Origin of the sequence: Taylorella asinigenitalis MCE3 (genome assembly GCF_000226625.1) — a bacterium.
In the GTDB taxonomy this organism is placed as follows: domain Bacteria; phylum Pseudomonadota; class Gammaproteobacteria; order Burkholderiales; family Burkholderiaceae_B; genus Taylorella; species Taylorella asinigenitalis.
Window position 1 is genome coordinate 746001 of the sequence record NC_016043.1, and the last position, 26772, is coordinate 772772.

Annotated in this window: 25 protein-coding genes; 23 read left to right on the forward strand and 2 right to left on the reverse strand. The window is 37.2% G+C overall.

Translation table 11 applies throughout. The annotated features are described in order from the left end of the window. The first annotated feature begins 43 nt into the window (after positions 1-43). Together TASI_RS03620 and rlmD are read left to right on the forward strand one after the other, a co-directional pair. A complete protein-coding gene (locus TASI_RS03620) occupies positions 44-745 on the forward strand; it encodes a hypothetical protein (RefSeq protein ID WP_014111407.1) in 702 nt (233 codons plus the stop codon). A 42-nt stretch (positions 746-787) separates the two neighbouring features. Further along, on the forward strand, positions 788-2110 hold the full coding sequence (gene rlmD / locus TASI_RS03625) for a 23S rRNA (uracil(1939)-C(5))-methyltransferase RlmD (RefSeq protein ID WP_014111408.1): 1323 nt from the start codon (positions 788-790) through the stop codon (positions 2108-2110). Here rlmD and TASI_RS03630 read toward each other — a convergent pair. Further along, positions 2107-2826, reverse strand: coding sequence for a DNA alkylation repair protein (locus TASI_RS03630; RefSeq protein WP_014111409.1), 720 nt, complete (start codon positions 2824-2826; stop codon positions 2107-2109). The two genes, rlmD and TASI_RS03630, sit on opposite strands and share 4 nt — an antisense overlap. Positions 2827-2911: 85 nt before the next feature. Here TASI_RS03630 and TASI_RS03635 point away from each other — a divergent pair, with 85 nt between their 5' ends. From TASI_RS03635 to TASI_RS03695, 13 genes are all read left to right on the forward strand, one after another. Next, positions 2912-3694 carry an SDR family NAD(P)-dependent oxidoreductase gene (locus TASI_RS03635; RefSeq protein ID WP_014111410.1) on the forward strand — a complete coding sequence of 261 codons (783 nt, stop codon included), beginning with the start codon at positions 2912-2914 and terminating at the stop codon, positions 3692-3694. A gap of 133 nt (positions 3695-3827) precedes the next feature. Then, a complete protein-coding gene (gene ggt / locus TASI_RS03640; protein ID WP_014111411.1) occupies positions 3828-5522 on the forward strand; it encodes a gamma-glutamyltransferase in 1695 nt (564 codons plus the stop codon). A gap of 79 nt (positions 5523-5601) precedes the next feature. Next, positions 5602-6135 carry a DUF2889 domain-containing protein gene (locus tag TASI_RS03645; RefSeq protein ID WP_014111412.1) on the forward strand — a complete coding sequence of 178 codons (534 nt, stop codon included), beginning with the start codon at positions 5602-5604 and terminating at the stop codon, positions 6133-6135. 80 nt (positions 6136-6215) lie between these two features. After that, positions 6216-7376: an ADP-forming succinate--CoA ligase subunit beta gene (gene sucC / locus TASI_RS03650; RefSeq protein WP_014111413.1), complete on the forward strand. Its 1161-nt coding sequence runs from the start codon at positions 6216-6218 to the stop codon at positions 7374-7376. 13 nt (positions 7377-7389) lie between these two features. After that, the gene (sucD, locus tag TASI_RS03655) at positions 7390-8271 is read left to right on the forward strand and encodes a succinate--CoA ligase subunit alpha (protein ID WP_014111414.1); all 882 of its coding nucleotides are present in this window, start codon (positions 7390-7392) and stop codon (positions 8269-8271) included. Positions 8272-8371: 100 nt separating this feature from the next. Then, entirely contained in the window at positions 8372-9109 is a 738-nt protein-coding gene (locus tag TASI_RS03660; protein WP_014111415.1) for a TerC family protein, read from the forward strand. A 12-nt stretch (positions 9110-9121) separates the two neighbouring features. Further along, positions 9122-10063: a hydroxymethylbilane synthase gene (hemC, locus tag TASI_RS03665; RefSeq protein WP_014111416.1), complete on the forward strand. Its 942-nt coding sequence runs from the start codon at positions 9122-9124 to the stop codon at positions 10061-10063. Positions 10064-10106: 43 nt separating this feature from the next. After that, entirely contained in the window at positions 10107-10820 is a 714-nt protein-coding gene (locus tag TASI_RS03670) for a uroporphyrinogen-III synthase (RefSeq protein ID WP_228359753.1), read from the forward strand. Positions 10821-10839: 19 nt separating this feature from the next. Beyond that, complete coding sequence (locus TASI_RS03675; RefSeq protein WP_014111418.1) at positions 10840-12996, forward strand: uroporphyrinogen-III C-methyltransferase; 2157 nt, start codon at positions 10840-10842, stop codon at positions 12994-12996. Positions 12997-13005: 9 nt separating this feature from the next. After that, entirely contained in the window at positions 13006-14340 is a 1335-nt protein-coding gene (locus TASI_RS03680; RefSeq protein WP_014111419.1) for a heme biosynthesis HemY N-terminal domain-containing protein, read from the forward strand. Between the two features lie 8 nt (positions 14341-14348). Then, positions 14349-14876: an inorganic diphosphatase gene (gene ppa / locus TASI_RS03685; protein ID WP_014111420.1), complete on the forward strand. Its 528-nt coding sequence runs from the start codon at positions 14349-14351 to the stop codon at positions 14874-14876. Between the two features lie 129 nt (positions 14877-15005). After that, the gene (locus TASI_RS03690; protein ID WP_014111421.1) at positions 15006-15434 is read left to right on the forward strand and encodes a DUF5339 family protein; all 429 of its coding nucleotides are present in this window, start codon (positions 15006-15008) and stop codon (positions 15432-15434) included. 65 nt (positions 15435-15499) lie between these two features. Beyond that, positions 15500-15841: a hypothetical protein gene (locus TASI_RS03695; RefSeq protein ID WP_014111422.1), complete on the forward strand. Its 342-nt coding sequence runs from the start codon at positions 15500-15502 to the stop codon at positions 15839-15841. 37 nt (positions 15842-15878) lie between these two features. Here the strand turns inward: TASI_RS03695 and TASI_RS03700 are convergent, their stop codons facing one another. Beyond that, entirely contained in the window at positions 15879-18749 is a 2871-nt protein-coding gene (locus TASI_RS03700) for a valine--tRNA ligase (protein WP_014111423.1), read from the reverse strand. Positions 18750-18848: 99 nt separating this feature from the next. Here TASI_RS03700 and ndk point away from each other — a divergent pair, with 99 nt between their 5' ends. From ndk to der, 8 genes are read left to right on the forward strand one after another with little or no spacing between them, the layout of a single operon-like run. Beyond that, positions 18849-19256: a nucleoside-diphosphate kinase gene (ndk, locus tag TASI_RS03705; protein WP_014111424.1), complete on the forward strand. Its 408-nt coding sequence runs from the start codon at positions 18849-18851 to the stop codon at positions 19254-19256. Between the two features lie 11 nt (positions 19257-19267). Continuing rightward, positions 19268-20410: a dual-specificity RNA methyltransferase RlmN gene (gene rlmN / locus TASI_RS03710; protein WP_014111425.1), complete on the forward strand. Its 1143-nt coding sequence runs from the start codon at positions 19268-19270 to the stop codon at positions 20408-20410. Continuing rightward, positions 20407-20889 carry a helix-turn-helix domain-containing protein gene (locus tag TASI_RS03715; RefSeq protein WP_014111426.1) on the forward strand — a complete coding sequence of 161 codons (483 nt, stop codon included), beginning with the start codon at positions 20407-20409 and terminating at the stop codon, positions 20887-20889. Before rlmN ends, TASI_RS03715 begins: the two co-directional genes overlap by 4 nt. Beyond that, the gene (gene ispG, locus TASI_RS03720) at positions 20886-22157 is read left to right on the forward strand and encodes a flavodoxin-dependent (E)-4-hydroxy-3-methylbut-2-enyl-diphosphate synthase (RefSeq protein ID WP_014111427.1); all 1272 of its coding nucleotides are present in this window, start codon (positions 20886-20888) and stop codon (positions 22155-22157) included. The genes TASI_RS03715 and ispG overlap by 4 nt, the downstream gene beginning before the upstream one ends. Beyond that, the gene (gene hisS, locus TASI_RS03725; protein ID WP_014111428.1) at positions 22150-23484 is read left to right on the forward strand and encodes a histidine--tRNA ligase; all 1335 of its coding nucleotides are present in this window, start codon (positions 22150-22152) and stop codon (positions 23482-23484) included. The genes ispG and hisS overlap by 8 nt, the downstream gene beginning before the upstream one ends. A 2-nt stretch (positions 23485-23486) precedes the next feature. Continuing rightward, positions 23487-24131, forward strand: coding sequence for a YfgM family protein (locus tag TASI_RS03730; protein ID WP_014111429.1), 645 nt, complete (start codon positions 23487-23489; stop codon positions 24129-24131). Further along, entirely contained in the window at positions 24131-25285 is a 1155-nt protein-coding gene (gene bamB / locus TASI_RS03735) for an outer membrane protein assembly factor BamB (protein ID WP_014111430.1), read from the forward strand. The genes TASI_RS03730 and bamB overlap by 1 nt, the downstream gene beginning before the upstream one ends. After that, positions 25285-26664 (forward strand): ribosome biogenesis GTPase Der, encoded by a 1380-nt coding sequence (der, locus tag TASI_RS03740; protein WP_014111431.1) that lies wholly within the window; start codon positions 25285-25287, stop codon positions 26662-26664. Before bamB ends, der begins: the two co-directional genes overlap by 1 nt. Positions 26665-26772: the final 108 nt, after the last annotated feature.

Below are 26772 nucleotides of genomic sequence, written 5' to 3' on the forward strand. Positions count from 1 at the left end.
TTTTTCTACTTACTTTAATTACTTCACTTACAGGGAGCAATCTATGTCAGTATTGAATAAATTTTTTGCAGCTTCAGTTTTGTCTTTAGGAATCGCTGGATGTGTTATAGCAGCTCCAGAAGAGTTTGATCACTATAAAAAAGGGAATCCTCATAAATCTGCACAACATAAGTCATTTCACCATAACTCTGTAGCATTTCAATTATTAAATCCAAAAGTAGTTAATAATGAAATCACTTTGAACAATGAACAAAAATTACTTTTCAAAGATGCATTAGATTTTCATAAATCCATGAATAAGTCTGTTAGAGACAGAGCAGAAGAAAATCATAATGCTCAATTGACTCTTATAACTACTAACACCCCAGATTTAGAAGCAGTCTTTAAAGCAGATAACCTAGCTATGGAAGATTTTCTTTTAAAGACAAAACAGTATCAAGCTAAATTATTAAGATTTTGGAATTCATTAGATAAGAAACAGAAGGATAAATTAGTTAAAGCTTATCAAGATAGACTTGATGGAAAAATTAGACGTAATGAATCTGAGAAAAAATCAAGTTTACGAGATCATGAATTTATGAAAGGTTATGTTGATATTATGGATGAGCATAAGAAAACTAGACATGATCAATTCTATTCAGATCAGAAAAATTCCATCGAGGCTCAAATGAATAAAATAGAGAATCAGATGAAAGAGATGGATAAAGCTTTTGATGATTTGGGAAAATCCAATTCTCAATTCTAAACTTGCATTCGTTATAATTGTTCACTTCATTTAAGGTGAGCAATGTCAGAAATTCTAAAGATTGATTCAATCGATAATAATGGTCGGGGAGTGGCACGCAGAGACGGTAAAGCAATTTTCGTTGATGGTGCCATTCTTAATGAAACAGTCGAAGCTAACATATATCAAAAAAAGGATTCTTTCGAGGTCGCAACAGCAACCCGAATTATTAAAGAATCTTCTGCAAGAGTAACTCCAAGATGCCCAAATTACGGCGTTTGTGGGGGATGCTCTATGCAACATATAGACCCATCTACGCAAGTTGCAGTTAAACAAAGAACACTTGAAGATAATTTGCGGCATATCGGCAAAGTTGAGAAAGCGAAAGTATTGCCACCAATACATGGGCCATATTGGGGGTATCGTTACCGTGCACGATTATCTGTACGATATGTAAGAAAGAAAAATGATGTATTAGTAGGCTTTCGTGAGAAAAAGGGCAGATTTGTAGTCGATATGGACACCTGTCCTGTACTAGCTAAAAGGGTCTCAGACTTGCTCCCGAGCTTGAGGGCTTGTTTGAACAATCTTGCGTGCCGTGAGGATATTCCTCAAATTGAGGTGTCTGTGGGAGATGAGACAGTCGTTTTAGCTTTGCGTCATATGGTTCCATTGACAGATGAGGATACGCAAAAACTGCTTGATTTTGCTAAAAAACACGATATTGTGTGGTGGACGCAATCAAAAGGATTGGATACTCTAAAACCATTGCTTACGGACTCTTCGGATAGTCATAAACTTTACTATGATTTACCTCAGTTTGGTTTAAGAATGTTTTATGAGCCAAGTGATTTTACTCAGGTAAATCCGTTTATAAATCGCACATTAATTCGCAGAGCCTTGAATTTGCTTGAGATTGAGAGTAGTGATAGGGTGGCAGATTTATTTTGTGGGCTAGGGAACTTTACATTGCCACTTGCTACGACGGCCAAAGAAGTTATGGGCTTTGAAGGAAGTGAAACTTTAACTGAACGTGCAATGCAAGGTGCAAAGATTCATGGCCTTGAAAATAAAGTTAGTTTTACTACTCTAAACCTATTTGATGTGGATAAAGAATGGCTGGAGAATTTAGGGTTTTTCGATAAGATGCTTTTGGATCCTCCACGAGACGGGGCATTTGCTGTGTGCAAGGCTCTCACAGAGATGAATCCGAGCCTAAGGCCTAAGCGAATCGTTTACGTCTCCTGTAATCCAAGTACTCTCGCACGAGACGTGGATGTTCTAGTAAATTCAGGAACATATAAGTTACTAAGCGCGGGCGTAATCAATATGTTCCCTCATACAGCTCATGTTGAATCCATAGCCGCTTTCGATTTGGTTGGCTAAGAATCGGCTTTTGTTATTCTTGAGATGCCTCGGAGAAAATCCTTTTTATCTTCAGTAAGCCTTGTAGAATCCTTGCATTTCAAAATTATATGGTTGTGGGTTAGTTTTGGAAGCCTTTTTTCAGTTAGGTATGGCAATGTTTCCTCCCACCTAAAAATTAATGCTGTTGCGAAAAACCAAGCAACTGCAGATCTCAAATAGAAGTCTTCCGATGCATTAACTGCTGCAATTGCATCAAGGTGTTTTACATCAAATCTATCTTCCAGATAATGTCGTAAAGTTGAGACTATGCCAAATCTAGTTGTGAAAAGATCATCACTATTTAGCCATTTTTGAATATGCTCTTGTAGAAATGCATCATGTGCGTCATCTAGTGGATGAGCAAGTCTAATGATATCGCAAGTCCACCAATTGTCTATTGTAGGCAGAAATATATCCAATTCTCTGTATTGAACTTCTATGTCTTCAATACAGTTAATAATGTATGAGTGCACATTCTCTTCTTCTATAAAGTAATGCGGTAAATCATCTAAGAAGAAACGTAATCCCTCTAAACCTCTCTCGTAGTACATATCATGTGCGGCTTCTTTTACATCATCCGATTTCACCCCAATAATTCTGTCAGAATCAACATCAGGAATGAGTTTCTCCATGTAATCTTTTTGTTTTTTTGTTGCGTAACTTCTTAAATATTTTGAAATGATTTCTTTGCTCATATTTTGTAACGACTCATCTTGCAAAAAAATTGTTTATGTTAACGGTGGTTAAAATAAAAATATATATTAAAAGGAGAATATTGTAATGGACTTGAATCTTAAAGATAAAGTAGTTTTAATTACTGGTTCGACAGGCGGAATTGGAGCGGCTGTTTCCAAAGCTTTTGCAAAGGAAGGAAGTAAATTAGCACTTTTTGCTTTTAAACAAGAGGAATTAGATGAATTTATACCTACACTTGGCTTAGATGACTCTCAAGTGCGTGGTTATGTAGCAGACGTTACTAATGAAGAACAAATGAAGGAACAAGTTGAAAAAGTTGTTTCTGATTTTGGAGGCATTGATGTTGTTGTACCTAACGCAGGTATTAATGGAGATTTTGCTGAAACAAAAGATGCCGACATCGAAAACTGGAAAAAAACATTCGAAGTAAATGTGTATGGTGTTTTATTTACTATGAAATACACTATTCCACATTTGCTTAAAAAAGGTAAGGGTTCCATAGTTACTCTTGCATCCGAAGGTGCTTATGTTGGTTCTGCTGGTATGGGTCACTATTGTGCTTCAAAACATGCAGTTGCAGGTCTAGTTAAGTCGGCTGCACATGAGTTGGGATCAAAAGGAATACACTGCAATTACATTGCCCCTAGTGCTGTAGATACTGATATGATGCGTCGTATCGAGAAAAATACTTTTGGGGATTCTAAAACTCCAGAAGAAGCAGAAAGATTTTTTGCAGATGCAACGCTAGATAAACGTTATGCTAAACCTGAAGAGGTTGCAGCTGCAGTGGTTTACCTTGCTAGTGATGTGGCTTCTCATATTATGGGTTGGGGAATTCGTATTGACGGCGGAAAACATATACAGTAACTTTTTTTTGTAGTTTCACTTAGCCCTTATTACTTTGTAATAGGGGCTTTTTTTTGTCATAGCAAATTCCCTAATTGTGTGATTTTTACAAATTGATAATCTATAAATTCTTTTAACTTATATTGGATTGATTATGAAGACCTTACTTAAATCGCTCTCCTTAATCACAGCTTTAAGTTTGCCAGCAATCTCTGTTCAAGCGGCTGTTAAGGATCCTATAAAAGATACTACTACTGGTATAGTTTTAAGCACACATGAATTAGCTAATGTTGTGGGTAAAAGCGTTCTCAATAAAGGAGGAAATGCTATTGATGCTGCTGTTGCAGTAGGATATATGCTTGCAGTTGTTCATCCAGCTGCTGGTAATATTGGAGGCGGGGGATTTGCACTCGTACACACAGCCGATGGTAAACAAATTGCTCTAGATTTTAGGGAAATGGCCCCCAAAGCTGCTACTCGTGATATGTATTTAGATGAACAAAAAAACGTTATAGACGGGCTAAGTGTTAGTGGTCATTTGTCGGCAGGTGTGCCAGGCACAGTTAGAGGGATGAGTGAATTATTGAGTAAGTACGGCACGATGTCATTGCCAGAATTAATTCAACCTGCTATTGATACAGCAAGAAAGGGCTTTAAATTGACTGCACGTCAAGCAGAATCCTTTGAAGAAGAGAAGGAGCGAATGCTTAAATATGCCGCAACGAAAAAATACTTTTTCAAGGAAGATGGCACAGCTTATAAAGAAGGAGAAATATTAGTTCAAGAGGATTTAGCTAGGACCCTAGAGCGAATTTCTAAAAATGGTCCAGATGAATTTTATAAAGGAGAGACTGCTGATTTAATTGTTAAAGATCAGGAGGCCAATAAGGGTCTAATAACTAAAGAAGACCTTGCAAATTACAAAGCTGTATGGAGAGAACCTGTCAAGGGCACATATAGGGGTTATGACATTATTTCAATGTCTCCTCCTTCATCTGGTGGAACGCATATTATTCAAATTTTGAATATTATGGAAAACGCAAATATTGGGGAGCTGGGTGCACTTTCAAGTTACACAATACATTTGATGGCAGAAGCCGAAAGACAAGCATTTGCAGATCGCTCTGAATATATGGGTGATCCTGATTTCGTAAAAGTTCCAGTCGAAAAGCTAATTGATAAGTCTTATGCTAAGAAAATCTATGAACGCATAATGGCACAAAAGGGTGAAGCAATTTCTAGCGATAGGGTTAAGCCAGCCCTTGATATGCCATATGAATCAAATCAAACAACTCATTACTCTGTGATTGATTCAAAAGGCAACGCTGTATCTGTGACCTATACGATAAACTGGTCCTTTGGTTCTGGGGCGGCTGTTGAAGGTGCAGGGTTTTTACTTAATGATGAAATGGATGATTTTTCCGCTAAACCAGGAGTACCTAATTTATTTGGAGCTGTTGGTTCGGATGCAAATGCAATAGAGGGAGGGAAACGTCCTTTATCTTCTATGTCACCAACTCTAGTTTTAAAAGACGGACAAATTTTTATGGTTGTTGGTTCGCCAGGTGGAACTCGAATTATAACTACAGTACTTCAAGTTATATCTAATGTAATTGACCATAAGATGGATATACAAAAAGCAGTGGCACACCCTCGTTTTCACATGCAATGGTTACCAGATGAACTTCGTGTGGAAGATCTAACTCTAGTTAAAGACGTTGAGATGAATCTTAAAAATAGAGGATATAAAATCACTGAAAAACCTGATATGGGTGATGTTAATGCCATTATTAAAGATCCAGAAACTGGAATTTTTTATGGAGGTAAGGACCCTAGAACAGAGTTTTAATTAGCAACTAAGCAAAACCCCAGTCTTTAGACTGGGGCTTTTTTATACAATGTAGAGTATTTTATTTTTTCTTTTAATTATGAATCGTAAACCAATCCACACTAGACGCTATGAAGTAAATTCTTTTCAAAGAGATGATGGATTATTTGATATTGAAGCTACTCTGTGGGATGAAAAGGCTTATGACTTTACAAAATTAAACAACGAAGTTCACAAAGCTGGCGTACCTATTCATCATATGACCTTAAAAATAACCACAGATATTGATGGATTAATTTATCATGCAAGTGTTGGACACGGTGCTGTACCCTATGGGCAAGAGTGTATGGATGTAGCTCCATTTTATAAAGGCTTGGAGGGTTTGCATTTATTACAAAAATTTATCCCAACGGTACGCGAAAAATTTGCAAATATAAAGGGCTGTACTCACATTACAGAGATGTGTTCTTTATTGCCAACTGTATTTGTACAAACAACCTCTGGCCTTAGAAACTATAGAGAATCGCAATCTGATAAGAGGCCATTTCAATTAAATAAATGCTATTCGTTAAGACTTGATTCTGAAGTAGTTAAGGAACATTACCCTCAATGGTATAAAAAAGATGAAATGTGAAAAATATGACAATGAAATAATTTCAAAATACGAAATCATATAAAATACCCATTTCAGTAACTAGTTCAATAAGGTTTTCAATGAAAATTCATGAATATCAAGGTAAAGAAATTCTGAGAAAATTTGGGGTTAATGTCCTAAGAGGCATTCCAGCATTTTCTGTAGAAGAGGCAGTAAAAGCTGCAGAAGAGCTTGGCGGAAACATTTGGGTAGTCAAAGCACAAATTCACGCTGGTGGTCGCGGTAAAGGTGGTGGCGTTAAACTAGCTAAATCTATTGATGAAGTTAGAGAAATAGCTTCAAAAATGCTAGGAATGCAATTAGTTACTCATCAAACCGGACCTCAAGGTCAAAAAGTAAACCGTCTTCTAATTGAAGAGGGTGCAGATATTAAAAAAGAATATTATTTAGGTATTGTGACTGACAGAGGTTCTCAAAGAAACTGCATTATGGCATCAAGTGAGGGTGGAGTAAATATTGAGGAAGTCGCTCAACAAACACCTGAAAAAATTATTAAAGTTTTCATTGACCCTGGTCATGATGTTTCTTATGAGCAAGCTTTACAACTAGTAAAAGGAATTGAAATTCCAGCTGAACTTCAGGATCAAGCAATTGATTTAATTCAAAAACTTTATAAAGCATATTGGGAAACAGACGCTACATTGGCTGAGATTAACCCGCTTATCTATACAGGCGACGGAAAAGTTATTGCACTTGATGCTAAATTTAATTTTGATTCAAATGCATTGCCACGCCATCCAGAAATTGTTGAATATCGCGATCTTGATGAAGAAGATCCAGCTGAAATTGAAGCAAGCAAATATGATTTAGCTTATATTCAACTTGACGGTAATATTGGTTGCCTAGTTAATGGTGCTGGCCTAGCAATGGCTACTATGGATACTATTAAGCTTTTCGGTGGTGAACCTGCTAACTTCCTAGATGTAGGCGGTGGTGCTACAGCTGAGAAAGTGACTGAAGCTTTCAAAATTATGCTTAAGAGCGATAACGTTAAAGCAATACTTGTGAACATTTTCGGCGGTATTATGCGTTGTGATGTGATTGCTGAAGGTGTTGTAGCGGCTTGCCGAGCTGTGGATCTAAAAGTGCCTTTAGTGGTTCGTATGAAAGGAACTAACGAAGATTTAGGTAAGAAAATTCTTGCCGAATCTGGTCTACCTATTATCAGTGCTGACACTATGGCTGAAGCTGCTACTAAAGTAGTTGAAGCTGCTAATTAAGAAGGAATTTGCAATGTCGATTTTAATTAATAAAGATACTAAGGTTATCACTCAAGGTATCACAGGAAACACTGGTGCTTTCCATACTCGTATGTGCCGTGATTATGCAAACGGTAAGGAATGTTTTGTAGCAGGTACTCACCCAAAGAGAGCTGGTGAAGATTTTGAAGGCATTCCTATTTTTGCTAAAGTAAAAGAAGCTAAGGAAGCTACTGGTGCAACTGTTTCAGTAATTTATGTTCCACCTATGGGTGCTGCTGGAGCTATTATCGAGGCTGTAGAAGCTGAATTGGATCTAGTAATTTGTATTACTGAAGGTATTCCAGTAAGAGATATGCTTATGGTTCGCCAACGCATGAAAGACTTAGGAAGTAAAACTCTTCTATTAGGACCTAATTGTCCTGGATTAATCACTCCTGATGAAATCAAAATTGGTATTATGCCAGGTCATATTCACCGTAAAGGAAAAGTTGGTATTGTTTCACGCTCTGGTACTCTTACTTATGAGGCGGTAGCTCAAGTTAGTGAATTAGGTATGGGTCAATCCTCTGCTGTGGGTATTGGTGGAGACCCAATCAATGGTCTTAAACATATTGATGTTTTAAAAATGTTTAATGAAGATCCAGATACTGAAGCAGTTATTATGATTGGTGAAATTGGTGGTCCTGATGAAGTAAATGCTGCTGAGTGGGCTAAAGATAACATGAAAAAACCAATCGTTGGCTTTATTGCTGGTGTAACTGCTCCTCCAGGAAAACGTATGGGTCATGCAGGTGCATTGATTTCTGGTGGTGCAGACACAGCTGATGCTAAATTGGAGATTATGGAAGCTTGCGGTATTAAGACTACTCGTAACCCATCTGAAATGGGGAAACTTCTTAAATCAATTCTTTAATTAATCAAATTTAGTATCAATAGATTAAAACCGCTAATGTAGACATATATTAGCGGTTTTTGTTATTATCGTAAGCTTAAGTATTACAAAGGCAAAAATTATGTTGGAATGGTTTGAGACTATTAACTGGGCTGCAGTTGGTAGCATTATTATGATTGATATCCTTTTAGGTGGGGATAATGCGGTAATTATTGCATTAGCATCTCGTAACTTACCTAAAACTAAGAGAATGCAGGGTATTATCTGGGGTACTGTCGGTGCGATTGTGATGCGTGTCGTGCTTATTTTCTTTGCCATGCAGCTCTTGGATATACCATTTTTAAAAGTTGTTGGTGGACTTTTACTTATATGGATTGGTATTAAATTAATCATTCCTCATGATGATGGTCACGACAACGTAAAAGGTGGAGAAACAGTATTATCGGTAGTTAAAACTATCTTGATTGCCGATTTAGTTATGAGTTTGGATAATGTGATTGCAATTGCTGGTGCTGCGGGCACAACAGACCCAGAACATCAGATGTTTTACGTTATCTTTGGTTTATTGCTTTCAGTTCCTATCATCATTTGGGGTTCAACTTTAGTTCTTAAATTAATTGATAAATTCCCAGTAATCGTTATTTTTGGTGCAGGTTTACTAGGATGGATTGCAGGACATATGATTATTACGGATGTCACCTTCGATAAATATATTCTTGACGGTCAACCACCTAGTACCACTCTTGATTGGAGTGCAAAAATTATCGGAGCACTTATTGTTATGGGTGTTGGCTTACTCCTTAAAAAGCAAAAAGATAAGAAAGATCTATTAAATAAAGACACTCAAATCTCAGGATAAGAATCTTAACTTATGGTATTGAGCATAAAAAATTTAAGAATAGCTACACGCGAAAGTAGGCTTGCTGTTTGGCAGGCCGAATACGTTAAACAAAGGTTAACTTCAGTGTTTCCTCACCTTAATGTCGAACTCGTTAAAATGACGACTAAAGGGGATAAGATTATTGATAGGTCACTATCCAAAATTGGAGGAAAGGGTTTATTTACTAAAGAGTTAGAAAATTCTCTTTTATCTGGAGAGTGCGATTTAGCCGTTCATAGCCTAAAGGATGTTCCAGTTGAAATGCAAGATCATTTTGAGATTGCTTGCATCATGAAAAGAGAAAATCCAATGGATGCCTTTGTATCAAATGTTTACAAATCATTGTATGACCTTCCAGCTGGATCAATTGTTGGAACTTCCAGTTTAAGACGTGAGTCTCAAATTAGGGCAAAATTTCCTAATCTTCAAGTAATGCCATTACGTGGAAATTTAGATACTAGGATTCGAAGACTAGATGAAGGCATGTATTCAGGAATTATTCTTGCTGCTGCGGGTCTAAAAAGACTTGGAATGATGAACCGAATAAAATCGTTTTTGTCGATTGACGAATCATTGCCAGCAGTAGGTCAAGGTGCATTAGCTATTGAAATTCTTAAAAATAAATATGCACTAAAAGAGATGCTTTCTTACTTGCATGATGATGAAACAAGTATGTGTGTCACTGCAGAGCGACTTGTATCGGAATCTTTGGGTGGGTCTTGTCAAGTGCCTCTGGCCGCTCATGCATGGATTGTTCATGATACGCTACATCTACGAGGCTTAGTTGCAAAAAGCGATGGATCTAAAGTTGCTTACACTGAATGCGAAGGGCCGCCTGAGGATTATAAGGTAATAGCTCAAAGAGTATCGATGGAATTGAAAAATCAAGGAGCACAGGAAATAATCAATGCTTCACTTGGTATTAACGAGTAATTCTGAGCGTAATTCTGAATTAATTTGCGCATTAAAACCTTTGATGAGTGCAACGTTTCATAATATGCCCGCACTCAAAATAATGCCGTTAATACCTCCTCAAGATATCCTATCATTGGATTTAATAAGTTCACTGCAATATATTTTTTTTGTAAGTAAAAACGCCGTAGCAATTTTTTTTAAAAATTTTGAGAAATATGCAAAGGCATTGCCAACTCAAATTAAATTTCTATGCGTAGGCCCTGGGACGGCAAGTGAAATAAGAAAATATTCTGCAGCAGATGCGGAAATTATTTTCCCTGAAAATGATGTTCATGATTCTTATTCATTATATTTAAAAATCCATAAACTTGTCAGACCCAATAGTAAGATTCTTATCGTAAAGGGAGAGGGTGGTCGTGAATTCTTTAAAACTGCTATGTCTAAAGACGGTCACGAAATCTATGAATTAGAAATTTATAAAAGACTTAGCAAGGACTATTCGGGGCAAGAGATGTTAATTTTTTCTAATTTGGACTCTCAAGATGATTTAGCTATTCTGTTTACGAGTCCTGATGGGATTAGGGGGCTGATGCCACAATTAGAGAAATACTGTGAGCCTGAATTGCTTAAAAGAACCCTATATCTTATTTTGCATGAAAATCATAGGGACTTATTGCCAAATAAAAAATGTGAAATTGTGAGTCTAGAAGCAAATATAATTCATGCAAAATTGGCCTCAATATTCGAACCTATGAAGTACAATATTAAACATTAAAATTCCTGAGAGTGCATCAATGAAAGATAAGTCATTTGAAGATGTTGAAGAGCTAACTCAAATTGAAACCAAAAAACGAGACATAGAGGATGTTGAGATTTTGGACTCGGAAATTGAGACTGAAAGCGAGTATGAGGATACGATTTCGCATCAGGAAAGCATTGACATGAGTGCATCGGCTGAAGAAATTGATGATTTGTCTGATACTCCTTATACAGAACCAGAAACTGAGGAAGTTACTGACTTTGAGGAAGATGTTGTTGAACCTGAATTTACAGAGTCTAAAACTAAGGGGGGGCCAAGCCCACTAATTTGGGTTCTTGTTCTGGCATTGTTTGGGGGCGGCGGTTATTTTATTTACGAAAATTATTTGAATAAACCTAATGCTGTTGTAAGTACTGAATTAAATGAACCGCAGAATCAATTGGAACAAAATAATGATTCTAATCTGTCTTCGATTTCCGAATCTTCAAATGCAAATTCTACTGAATCTGAGAGTACGGCTACTGAAAATTCTGTATCTGACACGGCCATTGTTGATTCAAATTCATCTGAATCAGTTACAGGGGATATTCAATCAGAGGCACCTACAAGCGACGTACCGTCTATAAGCACTGTTCCACCAACTGAAGATAAAAATGAGCCTATATTAGATGAAAGTAGCAATACTGAGAATTCTAAATCGTATAGTGATTTAACTGAGGCTGAACAAAAAGATTTAAATCAAAATCAAACACAAACACAAACTCTAACGCAAGAATCAGCTGAAAATATTAATCAAACTGACGGTGCTACAGAGCCTAAATCTGTAATTCCCAACGAAGAATTTAGCAAATTAGATCCAAATTTGTTTGGTCAAAATGAATTTCAAAATCCAGATGAAACTGATAGAAAACCTGATGTTGTAGAGGTGTTTGAAATTCCACCCGATCAGTACAAAAGTAATCAAAAAGATACTGATACTGAAACAGATTCGATATCGGAATCGGCATTGGAATCGAAACTGGAGGGTACCGACTCATCTGATACTATGCTAGGCGTTGTACCTTCAAATTCTGGAGGGTCGTCTAATGAACCCGACATTGCAGTATCAGAAAATATTCAACCAAGAGATCCAATTAAAGTTGAGGACCCTGTGAGTTCTCATGTAATGACTGGCGGTGAGCCAGAAAAACAAGCCCAATCCGAACCTGGATCGCAGCCAGAATCCAGAACACAGCCTGGGCCTGAATTTCAAAATAAGCCTATAGACATTGTTGAGCCTACTGGTCCTGCAGAGCCTTCTGAACTAGAGGTTCCAGTGATTGTGCCTGTTGAGCAAAAACCAGTTCAACCATCAACACCTGTGCAATCAGTAGATACGAAAGGGCCGACAGCATTGCCACCAGAACTAGATCCTATTTATAGACAGAAGGTTGCACAAATTAAATCAAGAATCGACCAAGTAAATAATTATTTGCTCGTATCTAAGGATAGACCAAAGGCTTTAAGTGTTATAGCTCTATTAAGCTCCGAGGATTTGGATCCGAAGCTCCAAGAAGCTATCGATAAAGACAGAAAGAATATTGAATCAGTTCAGGGTATGGATCAGGCACGCATTGCCAGCGTAACTAAGGACCTTCAGAAGCTTATCTATGATTTGCCATTTAATAGTGCAGATAAAAAATCTGACCTAAATTCTCTTGAGACTTCTAAAGCTATGAAGGCTGAGACTGTGCCGTCGGAACCTAAGGCTAAGGTAGATGAGAAGCCTAAAGGGAATTGGTTTGCCCGTCAGTGGAATTCTGTAAAAGAAATTCCATCCGATATATACAACGGTGTAAAAGAGGACATTCAGTCATTAGTTAAGGTGGAAAAATTTGACGACATAAGTTCGGCCACATTGTCTATTGAAGAGGTCAAAACGCTTAAACTATCTGCGATAAATCATTTGAATTTTGCTCAATCCGCCCTTAATAGTGGAGATGGGGAATATTGGAAATCTTCATTAAACGAGGTTAAAACTATTATCCAATCAAATACCAACCCTGAGTCGCCTAAAGCCGCTCACGTGATAGCTGTATTGGATAAGCTGATGGAAGAGCCTATTGCTACTAAATATCCAATAATGACAGAGACGCTCCGTGTGTATAAAGAGCTGTATCCAATTACATCTGAGATTAAACCGAACAATTAGGACCTAACAATGAAAGCTTTAATTAAATTAATAATTTTTTTAGGACTTGCGATAGGTCTAGTGCTATTGTTTAAAGATAGTAATGATGTTGTTATGATTGTCACTGGCAATGAACGCCGGACCGTCTCACTTCTTACTGCAGTCGTCGCTCTTTTAATTGCATTCATTGTCTTATATCTTCTATTCAGACTTATCGGTTGGATTCTCTCAAGACCTAAGGCTGTAGTAGATTGGTCTGAAGAACGTCATCACAAAAAAGATATTCGTTTGCTTGAAAGAGGGTGGGTTGATCTTCTTGAAGGCAAGCATTATGACGCTGAGAAAAATTTCACAAAGCTTACATATCACACTAAAAACGTCGATAGGCATATATTAGCTAATATCGGGGCGGCTAGAGCGGCTCATGCTATAGGAGATTATCCTAAAAGAGATCTTTTGCTTAAAGATGCTAGAAGACTTAGTGCGGATAATCCTAAATTAGATGCTGCTGTAGTGGCTGTTCAAGCGGATTTACTTATTGAACAGGGTCAAGCTCATAATGCTTTAATGTATTTGGAATATGCAGATTCTGTAGATAATAAGCAACTTCATATTAAACATCAATTACTAAGAGCTTATGAACAAACTGACCAAGAAGTTAAATTAATTGACACCGCTAAATTCTTATATAAAAGAAAATCTATTTCTAAAGAGGAATACTTAGGTTTAATGAGAGAATTTGGCCCTAAATTAATTTCAAGGGCCAAGTATGATGATGCTGTGAGTTTCTATAATTCTCTACCTAAAGAAGAGAAGCAGTTCCCTGAAATTGCTTTAGCTATATCTAGGAGATTTGATCAATTAGAAGAATATAGTAAATCCTCTCAAGCTTTAGAGACTTCAATTAATAATAAGCTAAATTCTGCTGTTTTGGCATATTACGCCAAAGCTCATGAATCTGTAGTGAATGACAGACTTCATAAAGCTCAAAAATGGCTTACAACAGACCCTAACAATCATGAGTTATTACTTGCCCTTGGCCAGTTATGTTTGGCAAATAGTTTGTGGGGTCAGGCTGAGAAATATTTAACTCAAAGTTTGAAAATTAAAGATAACGAAAGAGTTCATGCACTATTGGGCGTTCTTTATGATAAACAAGGAAATCATAACCAAGCATTAACTCATTGGAGAAAGGCTTCTTTAATTAATACTGATTTTACAAATCAGGATCATCTTATTTTTATAGAGCCAGCTGATTTGAGTAATGATCCAATTACTCCTCCAGATGTTAAAAATCTTGAAAAACCAGATGATCACTTTTTAGAAGATAATGTTCAATCCTACCAAGAAAAACCATTAAATTAGGAGATTATATGAGTCTTAAAGATGTTAAGGCAGGGGATAAGTTACCAGAGGAATTCAATGTAGTTATAGAAATTCCAATGAATTCAGATCCTGTTAAATATGAAGTCGATAAAGAAACAGGGGCTGTAGTCGTTGATAGATTTATGCTTACTGCTATGTACTATCCATATAACTATGGCTATATACCAAAAACCCTTTCTCCAGATGGTGATCCAGTAGACGTATTAGTAAAGACTCCATATCCAATTATTGCAGGGAGCGTTATCAAATGTAGACCTCTAGGTGTCTTAAAAATGGAAGATGAATCTGGTCTGGATGCTAAATTAATTGCTGTTCCAGTTACAAAGTTATATCCTCCATATGCTCAATTTAAGGATATTAATGATTTGCCTCAACAGGATTTAAATCAAATCAAACATTTCTTTGAGCACTATAAGGATTTAGAGGAAGGTAAATGGGTCAAAGTTACAGGTTTTGAAGGAATTGAATCGGCTAAAACGGATGTTCTAGAGGCTCAAAAATCTTACAAAGAGTAAATTTTGTTTGTTTCAGTTACTTAATTTGCTGAAATTAATTGGTTTTATAAAATTTGTAATAAAATATTAACATTGTGAATTTAATATTTCACAAAATAATCCAATAAATTTTAAAGGAGTTTGGATATTATGAAAAAATCATTAGTTCTTGCTACACTTTTCTCTGCAGTTGTGCTTGCAGCTTGCGGCGATAAAGAAGAAACTAAAGTTTCTGAAACAACAACAACTACTACTACAACTGCACCTGCTGAAACTACAGCTCCTGCAACAGAAACAACTACAACTACTACTGAAACAACTACAACAGCTGCTGACGGTAAATTACCTCAAGAATGTGAAGATTACTTCAAAAACATGAATGATTATTTAGCTAAATTGCCTTCAGATCCTGCAATTCAACAAATGAAGGATTCTTTCAAACAAGCTGAAGAGCAAACTCGTGCTTCTTTGAAAAACTATAACGATCAAGGTCAAATGGCTTCAGCTTGCAAACAAGCTAATGATCAATTTAATCAAATGAAAGAACAAATGAAAGGTATGCCAGGTATGCCTCAATAATTGATTGATTATTGTTTTATTAAGCCTCCATTTAGGAGGCTTTTTTATATAAATTTAGGATTTTTATGAAAAAGTCATTAGTTCTAGCTACACTTTTCTCTGTACTCGCTCTTGCAGCTTGCGGCGACAAAGAAGAATCGAAAGTTTCAAAAGACAGCAATAATACCAGCTCACAAAATGATACATCTTCATCTAGAGACCTTCCAAAAGAATGTGAAGCTTATTTTAAAGAGGTCGATAGGCTTTTAGTAAACCTTTCTGGTCCTATAAGAGAATCGGTCAAATCACAATCAGAGAGTTTACGCTCTACTTTTATGGCAGACAAAAATTTAAGTAAAAATGATTTAGCTCAAATTTGTTTGCAAGCTTCAGATTCTTTAAAACCGATTCGCAATTTAAAACAGTAATCAATTCAATAAAAAACCTCCATTTAGGAGGCTTTTTTTATTTTAATCTTGAGAGTTGTTCCTTGACCTTTATTAATAAATCAGTGAAATGTGCAACTCTAGATTTCTCTTGCTCTATTACTTGTTCTGGAGCTTTCTCTACAAAATTAGGATTATTTAGCTTATTTTGAGCTTTTTCGATTTCCTTAGTCATATTTGCAATCTCTTTATTTAATCTTGCCGTTTCCGCCTCAATATCAACCTTCACATTAAGCATAAGCGAACAGTGAGTAAGAATCTGGCTCGGTGCTCCTATATCTGGCAATGCATCTACTATCTCTATATTCTCTACCTTAGCCAAAGCCTTTATATATGGAAAATAATCAGCCATATCATAGGATTGAACTAAATAGAGATCTATTTTTTGAGCAGGTGAAATTTGCATCTCTCCTCGAAGTGCACGAATTGCTTCAATAGTGGCCTTAATTTCCTTAACCTCTACCATTGCATCTTCATCAATTAAATATTCTTTTGGCAATGGATACGCCTGATGACACAGGAATACGGGCTCAGTATTCTCGGTATTAAAATACGATCCTGAAACTTTAGACACTTTCTGCCATAGAGTTTCCGTAATAAAAGGAATAATCGGATGGGCAACCCTAAGTATTCCTTCCAAAATATCTATTAGTACACGTCTGGTGATAGGTTGTTCGTCCTCATCACCTGTGTTTAGTAATATTTTGGAGAGTTCAAGATACCAGTCGCAGAACTCATCCCACACAAACCTATATATATTATTTGCGATATTATCGAACCGATATTCCTCAAACCCTTTACGAATCTCAGAGACAAAGATTTGAAACTCACTAATAATCCATTGATCAACGATTCGAATATCTTTTGGATCAAAATCAGGTGAGAAAATTGATGTTTCATAAATGGGCTTGCCCTCAACATTCATAAGAACAAATCTCGTAGCATTCCATAGCTTATTGCAGAAATTTCTATAACCCTCGCAACGCTTTAAATCAAAATTCATATTACGACCAAGCGTAGCATATGTGGCCATCGTAAATCTTAATGCATCTGCCCCATAGCTGCTTATGCCATTTGGATAGTCTTTACGGGTATCTTTTTCAATTTTGCTTGCTTGTTTAGGGTTCATCAATCCCTGAGTGCGTTTTTTAACAAGTGTTTCAAGATCAACCCCGTCAATTAAATCCACTGGGTCTAGTGTATTTCCTTTGGATTTACTCATTTTTTGACCATGGGCATCTAAAATCAAACCATGTACATAAACTACTTTAAATGGAATTTGACCTGTTAAGTGCATGGACATCATGATCATTCTAGCTACCCAAAAGAAAATAATGTCAAACCCAGTAACCAAGACACTTGAAGGTAAATATTTTTCATAATCCTCACTAGGTTCGGGCCATCCCATAGTTGTAAATGGAACAAGGGCAGAAGAGAACCAGGTATCAAGTACATCTTCATCTCTTTTTAAACTACCAGAATATCCAGCACTAGTAGCTTTCTCTTTTGCTTCAGCCTCATTTCGTGCAACAAAAATTTCCCCATTTTCGCCGTACCATGCAGGAATTTGATGCCCCCACCATAATTGCCTTGAAATACACCAGTCTTGAATATTTTCAAGCCATTGATTGTAGGTTGTAGTCCAATTCTCAGGATAAAACTTAATATCGCCGTTTTTAACTACTTCTAGTGCAACATCAGAGATTGATTTGCCTGGATTAAATGTGCCGTCTGGAGCAGGCTTAGTCATGGCAACGTACCATTGATCCGTAAGCATTGGTTCAATGATAGTTTTGGTTCTATCGCCTCTTGGAACCATTAATTTATGTGGCTTAATTTCTTCTAAAAGCCCTTGTGCTTCAAGATCAGCAACGATTCTTTTTCGTGCTTCAAATCTATCAAGCCCAACGTACTGACTAGGGGCGTTTTCGTTTATTTTAGCGTCTAATGTCAAAACATTAATTTGCTCAAGTCCATGTCTTTGACCGACTGCATTGTCGTTAAAATCATGAGCTGGGGTGACTTTTACGACACCAGTACCAAATTCCATATCCACATATTCATCTGCGATTATTGGAATTTGCCTGTTTGTTAGTGGCAATGCTACCGCTTTCCCAATCAGCCCCTTAAATCTCTCATCTTCAGGATGCACCATTACTGCAACATCCCCAAGCATAGTCTCTGGACGTGTAGTTGCTACAACTAAATATTTACGCTCTTCTGTGGGTTCCACTAATGGATATCGTATGTACCACATAGAGCCATCTTCTTCAGTGCTCTCCACTTCCAAATCAGAAATTGCAGTACCTAAAACAGGATCCCAGTTGACAAGACGCTTTCCTCTATAAATTAGCCCTTGTTCATAAAGTTTAACGAATGCTTCAACTACTCCACAACTCATCTGATCATCCATAGTGAAATATTCTCTAGACCAGTCTGCAGAACTACCTAAACGTCTTACTTGCTTATGAATTGTGCCGCCCGAGAGATTTTTCCATTCCCAGACTTTTTCTAGAAATTTCTCTCTACCAAGATCATGGCGAGAAATGCCCTCTGCGTCTAACTGTCTTTCAACTACTATTTGGGTGGCAATGCCTGCGTGATCTGAACCAGGAATAAATACCGTATCACTTCCGTTCATACGATAGTACCTAGCCAAGCCGTCCATTATGGTGTTATTAAATGCATGCCCCATATGCAAAAAACCAGTAACGTTTGGGGGAGGGAATTGGATTGTAAATGTTTCACCAGATAGAGGTGAATCTGTTTGAACGTATTGGCCAGCAACAAATGCGTTATTGGATTCCCAAAGATGGTAAATATTGGATTCTAGAGAATATGGACTATAGGGTTTATTTAGATCGAATTTGTCTGTATCAAAATGGGACATTATTAAAAGCAAATTGGAAAATGATTATTTTAATATAGTAAGAGAATGAAGCCTTAGAATGTTAAAATAATCGACTAAATTATTTTCCTAAGGATTTATATGTCTATCGAACGTACTCTATCAATCATTAAACCAGATGCTGTTAAGAAAAATGTTATCGGCGAGATAATTACTCGCTTTGAAAAAGCTGGTTTAAAAATAGTTGAAGCAAAATTAACACAACTAACTCGTGAACAAGCTGAGGGCTTTTATGCTGTTCATAAAGAGCGTCCATTCTTTAATGATTTAGTTGAATTTATGATTTCTGGTCCTGTATTTGTCCAAGTTCTAGAAGGCGAAAATGCAATTGCAAAAAATCGCGAACTTATGGGCGCAACAGATCCTAAAAAGGCTGAGCCAGGTACTATTCGTGCAGATTTCGCTGAAAGTATTGACGCAAACGCAGTTCATGGCTCTGATGCTGCAGAAACAGCTAAAACTGAAATCGAATACTTTTTCGGTAAATAATAAATTTTCCCGTGACCAAATCTGAGAAAATTAATTTAATTGGTCTCGATAATGTGTCCCTCACTGAGCTAGTTGCAAAGTGGGGGCATAAGCCTTTTAGGGCTAAACAACTTATAAATTGGATTCACCAGAAGGGTAAATCTGATTTTTCGAATATGACAAACTTAGCAAATGATTTTCGTAGTCATTTGACAGAATACTCAGTCATTGCCACACCAAAAGTTATCACTAAGCAAGTTTCATCGGATGGGACAATTAAGTGGCTTTTTGATGTTCAAAATAATAATGCTATAGAAACAGTCTATATACCTGAAGATGATAGGGGTACATTATGTATTTCTAGTCAAGCTGGATGTACCGTAGCCTGTAGATTTTGTTCTACTGGGCATCAGGGCTTTAATAGAAATCTAAGCACCTCTGAAATCATTGGGCAAGTATGGTGGGCTCGAGATGAAATTAAAAAAAGTCTTAATACCGATAGCGGATTTGAAGCAGAAGATGATAGGGTTATAACAAATGTAGTTTTTATGGGTATGGGAGAGCCGCTACTTAACTATGATCAAGTATTGCCAGCAATAAAATTGCTTATTGATCAAAATGCATACGGTCTCTCAAAAAGAAGGGTGACTGTCTCCACTTCAGGTGTTATCCCTTTTATGGATAAACTATCTCAAGACTGTCCTGTTGCTCTTGCGGTATCACTGCATGCACCTAATGACGAATTACGAGACCAATTGATTCCATTAAATAAGAAATATCCTTTAAGGGAATTGATGGATGCTTGTAATCGATATATTGATTTTGCACCTAGGGATTTTATAACCTTTGAGTACATTATGCTCGATGGGGTTAATGATACAGACGCACATGCAAAGCAATTAATAGATATATGTCGCGAAGTAAAAAGTAAAGTTAATTTAATACCATTTAATCCGTTTCCTGAATCAGGCCTAAGGAGGTCAAGTCACGAAAGAGTTAGGGCATTTTCTGCTATTCTTAACGGTGCAGGGATTGTAGCAACAACTCGTAAAACTCGAGGAGACGATATTGATGCTGCATGTGGTCAACTTGCTGGAGATATTAAGGACAAAAGTAAAATATCCGAATTAATGAGGAAAAGGAAATCCATTCCTATCAAAAAGGAAACATTATGAATAATGAAATTAAACCTGAATTAAGAGAGTCTTCTAATTCAACATTATCTAGTGACTCTGTTGGTGCCTACCTGCATAAAATCAGGACTTCCAATGGAATTGACTTTAATGAGATCAGCGATAAAACTAAATTTAGTACTAGTCAGCTTAAAGCAGTTGAACAGGAGCAATGGTCAGCATTGCCAGATGGCTTTGTTTTGAGATCATTAGTTAAAAAATTTGCTTTAGCTATTGGAGCTGACGATAAGATAGCTCTTCAAAAATTAGGACAGGCCACAGGAAACATTGCACCTTCAACGGTGAAAAATTTAAGAACAGTTCCTACTTCTGAATTAAATGAATCTATGCCTGATACGGAAACTCCGAGACGTACTGGAGGTTCTTTATTGTGGATACTATTGATATTAATTGTTTTAGGAGTTGTTGCGTACTTGGCTTATAACCAAGGTATGTTCACTCTTGAAGATTTAGGTCTATGAATACAACCCTACCTGATACGCCATATCCTATAGGTCCGAGCCCTAAGAAAAATACTCACAAAGTTGAAATAAATTGGGGGCAGAGATCTGTTTTTGTGGGCGGAGATGCACCCGTAGTTGTTCAATCTATGACTAATACGGATACAGCGGAAACCATTGCCACAGCTATACAAGTTAAAGAGCTGGCATTGGCAGGATCTGAATTAGTGCGTATCACGGTAAATTCTCCAGAAGCCGCTGAGGCTGTACCTGCTATCAGAGATCAGCTTGATAAGATGGGTATAGATGTGCCTTTGGTAGGAGATTTCCATTTTAATGGGCATAAGTTATTAGCTGGATATCCTTCATGTGCACAGGCATTGTCTAAATACCGAATAAATCCAGGAAATGTTGGTGGCGGAAAGAAAAGGGCAGATAATTTTGCACAGATGATTGATGTGGCTGTGCGTAATAATAAACCAGTTCGTATTGGTGTAAATTGGGGTAGTCTTGACCATGACTTAATGGCTAGATTGATGGATATTAATAATTCTCAAACTAACCCTTGGTCTGCTCAGGATTTAATGCGAGAGGCTCTTGTAAAATCGGCCATAGATAACGCAAATTATGCAATAGAGCTTGGGATGAAACCAGAGCAAATCATACTATCTTGCAAAGTTAGTAATGTACAAGATTTGATTAGTGTTTATAGAAATCTTGCAAGTAGATGTGATTTTGCACTGCATTTAGGTTTGACTGAGGCTGGTATGGGTAGCAAAGGTATAGTTGCATCTACAGCTGCTCTTGCTGTATTGCTTCAAGAGGGTATTGGAGACACTATTCGTATATCCCTTACACCAGAGCCTGGCGGTGATCGAAGAAAAGAGGTTATTGTAGCTCAAGAGATTTTGCAAACTATGGGGCTTAGAGCGTTCACTCCGATGGTTGTGGCTTGTCCAGGATGCGGAAGAACATCGAGTACATTTTTTCAAACATTGGCCGATGATATTCAATCTTTTTTACGAACTCAAATGCCAGTATGGAAAGAAAAATATCCAGGTGTTGAAAATCTGAATGTAGCCGTGATGGGTTGTGTAGTAAATGGTCCAGGCGAAAGTAGGCACGCAGATATTGGAATAAGCTTGCCTGGAACAGGAGAGGTTCCTGCTGCCCCTGTATATGTAGACGGTGAAAGAACCGTCACATTAAAAGGCGAGAACATTGCCACAGAATTTCAACAAATCGTTCTAGATTATATACATCGCAGATTCAGCAAAGATAATGACTAATAATAAATTAGAAAAAATAAATGCCATTAGGGGGATGAATGACATTCTTCCTAAAGAATCATTTCAATGGCTTCGATTAGAAAACATTCTACATAATCTTATGGCTGCTTATGGATATCTCAATATCCGAACTCCTATACTAGAACAGACAAAACTCTTTGCTAGAGGTATAGGAGAGGTTACAGACATTGTAGAAAAAGAAATGTACACATTTTCTATGAGTCAGGACAAAACGGACATGCTTACGATGCGACCTGAATTTACAGCTGGTATAGTGCGTGCTGCGATCGAACATAGTTTGACATTTGATAGACCTCAAAGACTGTATACTATGGGGCCAGTTTTTAGGCATGAGCGTCCGCAAAAGGGTAGATACAGACAATTTCATCAAATATCTGTGGAAGCGATGGGTTTTGCTGGTCCTGATATTGATGCCGAACAAATTATTTTATTGAACAGATTATGGAAGGATCTTGGCCTTGAGGATATTCATCTTGAATTAAATTCTCTCGGTCAAGTCAGTGAAAGATTAGCCCATAGAGAGGCATTAATTAAGCATCTTGAAAAGCATCTTGATATTTTGGATGAAGATGCAAAGCGTCGCATGTATACTAACCCTTTGCGTGTTCTTGACACAAAAAATCCTGATTTACAGAAGATGGCTAATTCTGCACCAAAATTGTTTGATTTTCTTGGTGAAGATTCTTTAGGGCATTTCAATGAAATCAGAAAAAGGCTTGATGAGGCTGGTATAGAATACACAATAAATCCTCGTCTCGTAAGGGGACTTGACTACTATAATCTGACAGTATTTGAATGGGTGACAGGTAGTCTAGGAGCACAAGCAACTGTTTGTGGTGGTGGTCGTTATGACGGCTTATTTGAGCTTCTTGGTGGTAAACCAACTCCATGCGTGGGTTTTGCAATTGGGCTTGAAAGATTATTAAGTCTTGTGATTTCTGACTCTAAAAGCGAGACTATTAAAAATTTGTTCACTGAAATGGGGCCTGAAACTGATATTTATTTTATTTATCAAAATGTAGAAGCTTCTCGCAAATGCTCTCAACTAGCCGAACTTTGCAGAAATAATGGTTTTAAAGCCATTGTTCACGCAGGTTCTCAAAACTTTAAGAATCAATTCAAAAGAGCGGATTTCTCTGGTGCGATGTATGCAATAATTATTGGAGAGTCTGAACTAGAATCGAACACTGTTTCCATCAAGCAATTGCAACTGAATCCTGATGGTAGTTCGATAGAGCAAACTACAATCCCAACATGTGAACTTGTGGATTTTTTGACTAAGCTTACAAATAAAAAGGATGCATAAAAATGGCTTATGACTTAGAAGAACAAGAAAAGATAGACCAGATAAAGAACTGGTGGGCTAGATACGGTAATCTGGTTACGTCTATTCTTACAATTTTGGCAATTGCTTATTTGGCCTACCAAGGGTGGCAATGGTACGAGAACAGACAAGCTCGTAAAGCCCTAGGGTATTATGATATTGTCTATAGTGTTTCTCAAAATCCAAATCCTCAGCAATCAGATATTCAGAGATTAACAGAGGCTTTGAGCGTGCTTAAGGAAGATTTTAGTTCATCTGCTTATACTGACAGAGCTACTCTTATAGCTGGAGATATCTTCTATAAAACTAAGGACTTAAAAGCTTCAAGAGAGAATTTAGAATGGGCCATTTCAAATTCAAAAGATAAAGGAATAGTATCAAGTGCATCTTTAAATTTATCCGCTATATATCTTTCGGAGGGGGATAAAAATAAAGCTCGAGAATTATTGAAAAATCCAGCTGAAAGTTTTGTGCCTTTATTTAAGGATAGAGAGGCAGATATATTGATGGCTGAAGGTCAACGTGAGCAGGCCTTTACGATATGGAAGGAACTTGCAAAAAACAAAGATCTCAATCCAAGTTTTCTTGAAGTGATTAATATGAAATTAAAAGTATACGGAGCTGAGTGATGAAACTTACATTAAAAAGAAAATTTATAGCTGTATTAGCTTTAACTAGTCTTTTAGGTGCATGCAGCCTATTTAAAAATGAGAGAAGATTCGAGCCCGCTAAACTTGCTGATATTAAACAGTCTATTGTTGTGAATACCGTATGGCAAACAAGTATTGGTTCTGGTGGTTCAGCTGGATTTGCACCAGTTTACGCAGATAATTCAATTTTTGCAGCCACACCAGACGGCACTGTAGTCCGCGTGAATGCAGAAAACGGTAATATTGCTTGGTCGACTAAATTAGATACGAAACTCACTAGTGGTGTTGGGGTAGGTGATGGTTTAGTTATTGTGACTGATCGTAAAGCTAAAGCTTATGCTCTTAATGCTCAAACTGGGGAAAAGGTTTGGGATACTGAGTTATCTACCATATCAACCATGCCTCCTATCGCTGGTTTTGGAAAAGTAATAGTTAGGGCAGATGATTTCCGTGTACAAGCATTTGATTCTAAAGACGGGAAATTACATTGGAGTTTTGTTCGCACTAACCCTATCCTATCTCTTAAAACAAATTCTAGAATGGCTTTAATAAATAATGCCGTAATTGTTGCTGTTCCTACAGGTAAACTAGTATCTCTTAATTTAAATGATGGCACTGTTAATTGGGAAATCCATTCAGCTTCTGCTAAGGGACCTAGCGATATTGACAGCGTAACAGATGTGGTAGGGCAACCACTAGTATTTAATGACGGGGTTTGTACGTCTAGCTATCAAGGTAATATAACTTGCTATTCTATTAAAAATAGTAGATTGACACCTGTTTGGTTTGAACCGTTTTCATCTGCTGTAGGCCTAGGGTACGACAATAATATTATCTATGGTGCATCTATTGATGGAACCGTAGCTGCTTTCTCCTTAGCAAACGGACAAATTGCATGGTCTGATCAAACATTAATAAATAGAGGACTCACAAATCCAGTTGTTTATCAAAATTATTTATATGTGGGTGATTTAGATGGCCTCATCCATGTTTACGATACCAAATCGGGGTCTCTTGTTGGACGATTTTCTGTAGGTTCTAGCAAGGATATAGTATCTCCACTATTACCAACGGATAAAGGTGTAGTCGTTCAAAATGGTAGTGGAACCTTGATGTTAATTAGAGCAAATTAATGGTCTATAAACCCGTAGTGGCGTTGGTAGGACGTCCGAATGTCGGCAAATCAACTCTATTTAACAGGCTTACTAGAAGTAGAAATGCAATAGTGGCTGACTACTCTGGACTTACTCGTGATAGGCATTACGGAGAAGGTCGCGTAGGTGATAGACCATTTCTTGTTATTGATACTGGTGGTTTTGAGCCAAAAGTTAAAACGGGTATTATGAAAGAGATGGCCCGACAGACTGAGCTGGCTATATCTGAAAGTGACGTGGTCATTTTTTTGGTAGATGCTCGCTCGGGTATAAATGCACATGACCACGAAATTGCAGTAAAGCTTAGAAAGGTTGGTGTACCTGTTATTCTTGCTGTAAATAAGGCTGAAGGATTACAAGCTTCTCAGGCTTCAGCCGAATTCCACGAACTAGGTTTGGGTGAACCATTAGCCATATCTTCTGCTCATGGTGATGGGGTAGCTAATTTAATTGAAGTTGCCTTATCAAAAATACCCCAAGTCGAAGACGAAACTTCTATTTCTTCAGAAGATGAGGTGGATTCAGATTCAAATGAAACTGAATTCAAAGACCATAGAATTAAATTAGCTGTAGTCGGTCGTCCAAATGTTGGAAAATCTACTCTCATAAACTCTCTTTTAGGGGAGCAAAGAGTGATTGCTTTCGATATGCCAGGTACGACTAGAGATGCTATTGAAATTGATTTTGAGAGTAACGGCAAAAAGTACAAATTAATCGACACAGCTGGGTTGCGAAAAAGAGGGAAAGTTTTTGAATCTATTGAAAAGTTTTCGGTGATTAAAACTTTGCAAGCCATTGAAGCATGTAATGTTGTGGTTTTGATTTTAGACGCCCAAAGTGAAATATCTGAACAAGATGCTCACATTGCAGGATTTATTTTGGAATCTGGAAGAGCTTTAGTAGTAGCAATTAATAAATGGGATGGATTATCTGAAGATAAGCGTGAGTGGGTTATTAGAGAACTCGAACGAAAACTTCGTTTCCTTTCATTTGCGAAGGTGCATTATATTTCCGCTTTAAAGGCTTACGGAATAAAATCATTGCTTAAATCTGTAAATCAAGCACATGAAGCAGCATTTAGGAAATTAGCCACTCCTAAACTTACCCGTGAACTTCAATCGGCCGTTGAACAACAACCACCTCCAAGAAAAGGTATTTTTAGACCTAAGATGCGTTACGCACATCAAGGCGGTCAAAATCCACCATTAGTAATCATTCACGGAAACGCTCTCGATGCTATTCCCGACTCATATAGACGTTACTTGGAAGCTAGGTTTAGAAAGGTCTTTAAATTGGAAGGCACACCTTTGAGAATCGAATTTAAATCAACGACCAATCCATACTTAGAAAGAAATTGAACTGTAGTATTTTTACAAGATACCCATATTGTCTTGTTTGTTAAATTTATAATCGTTAATATGTTTGATGTGGATTCTTTATCTACAACTTGCTTTTATATAAAAACA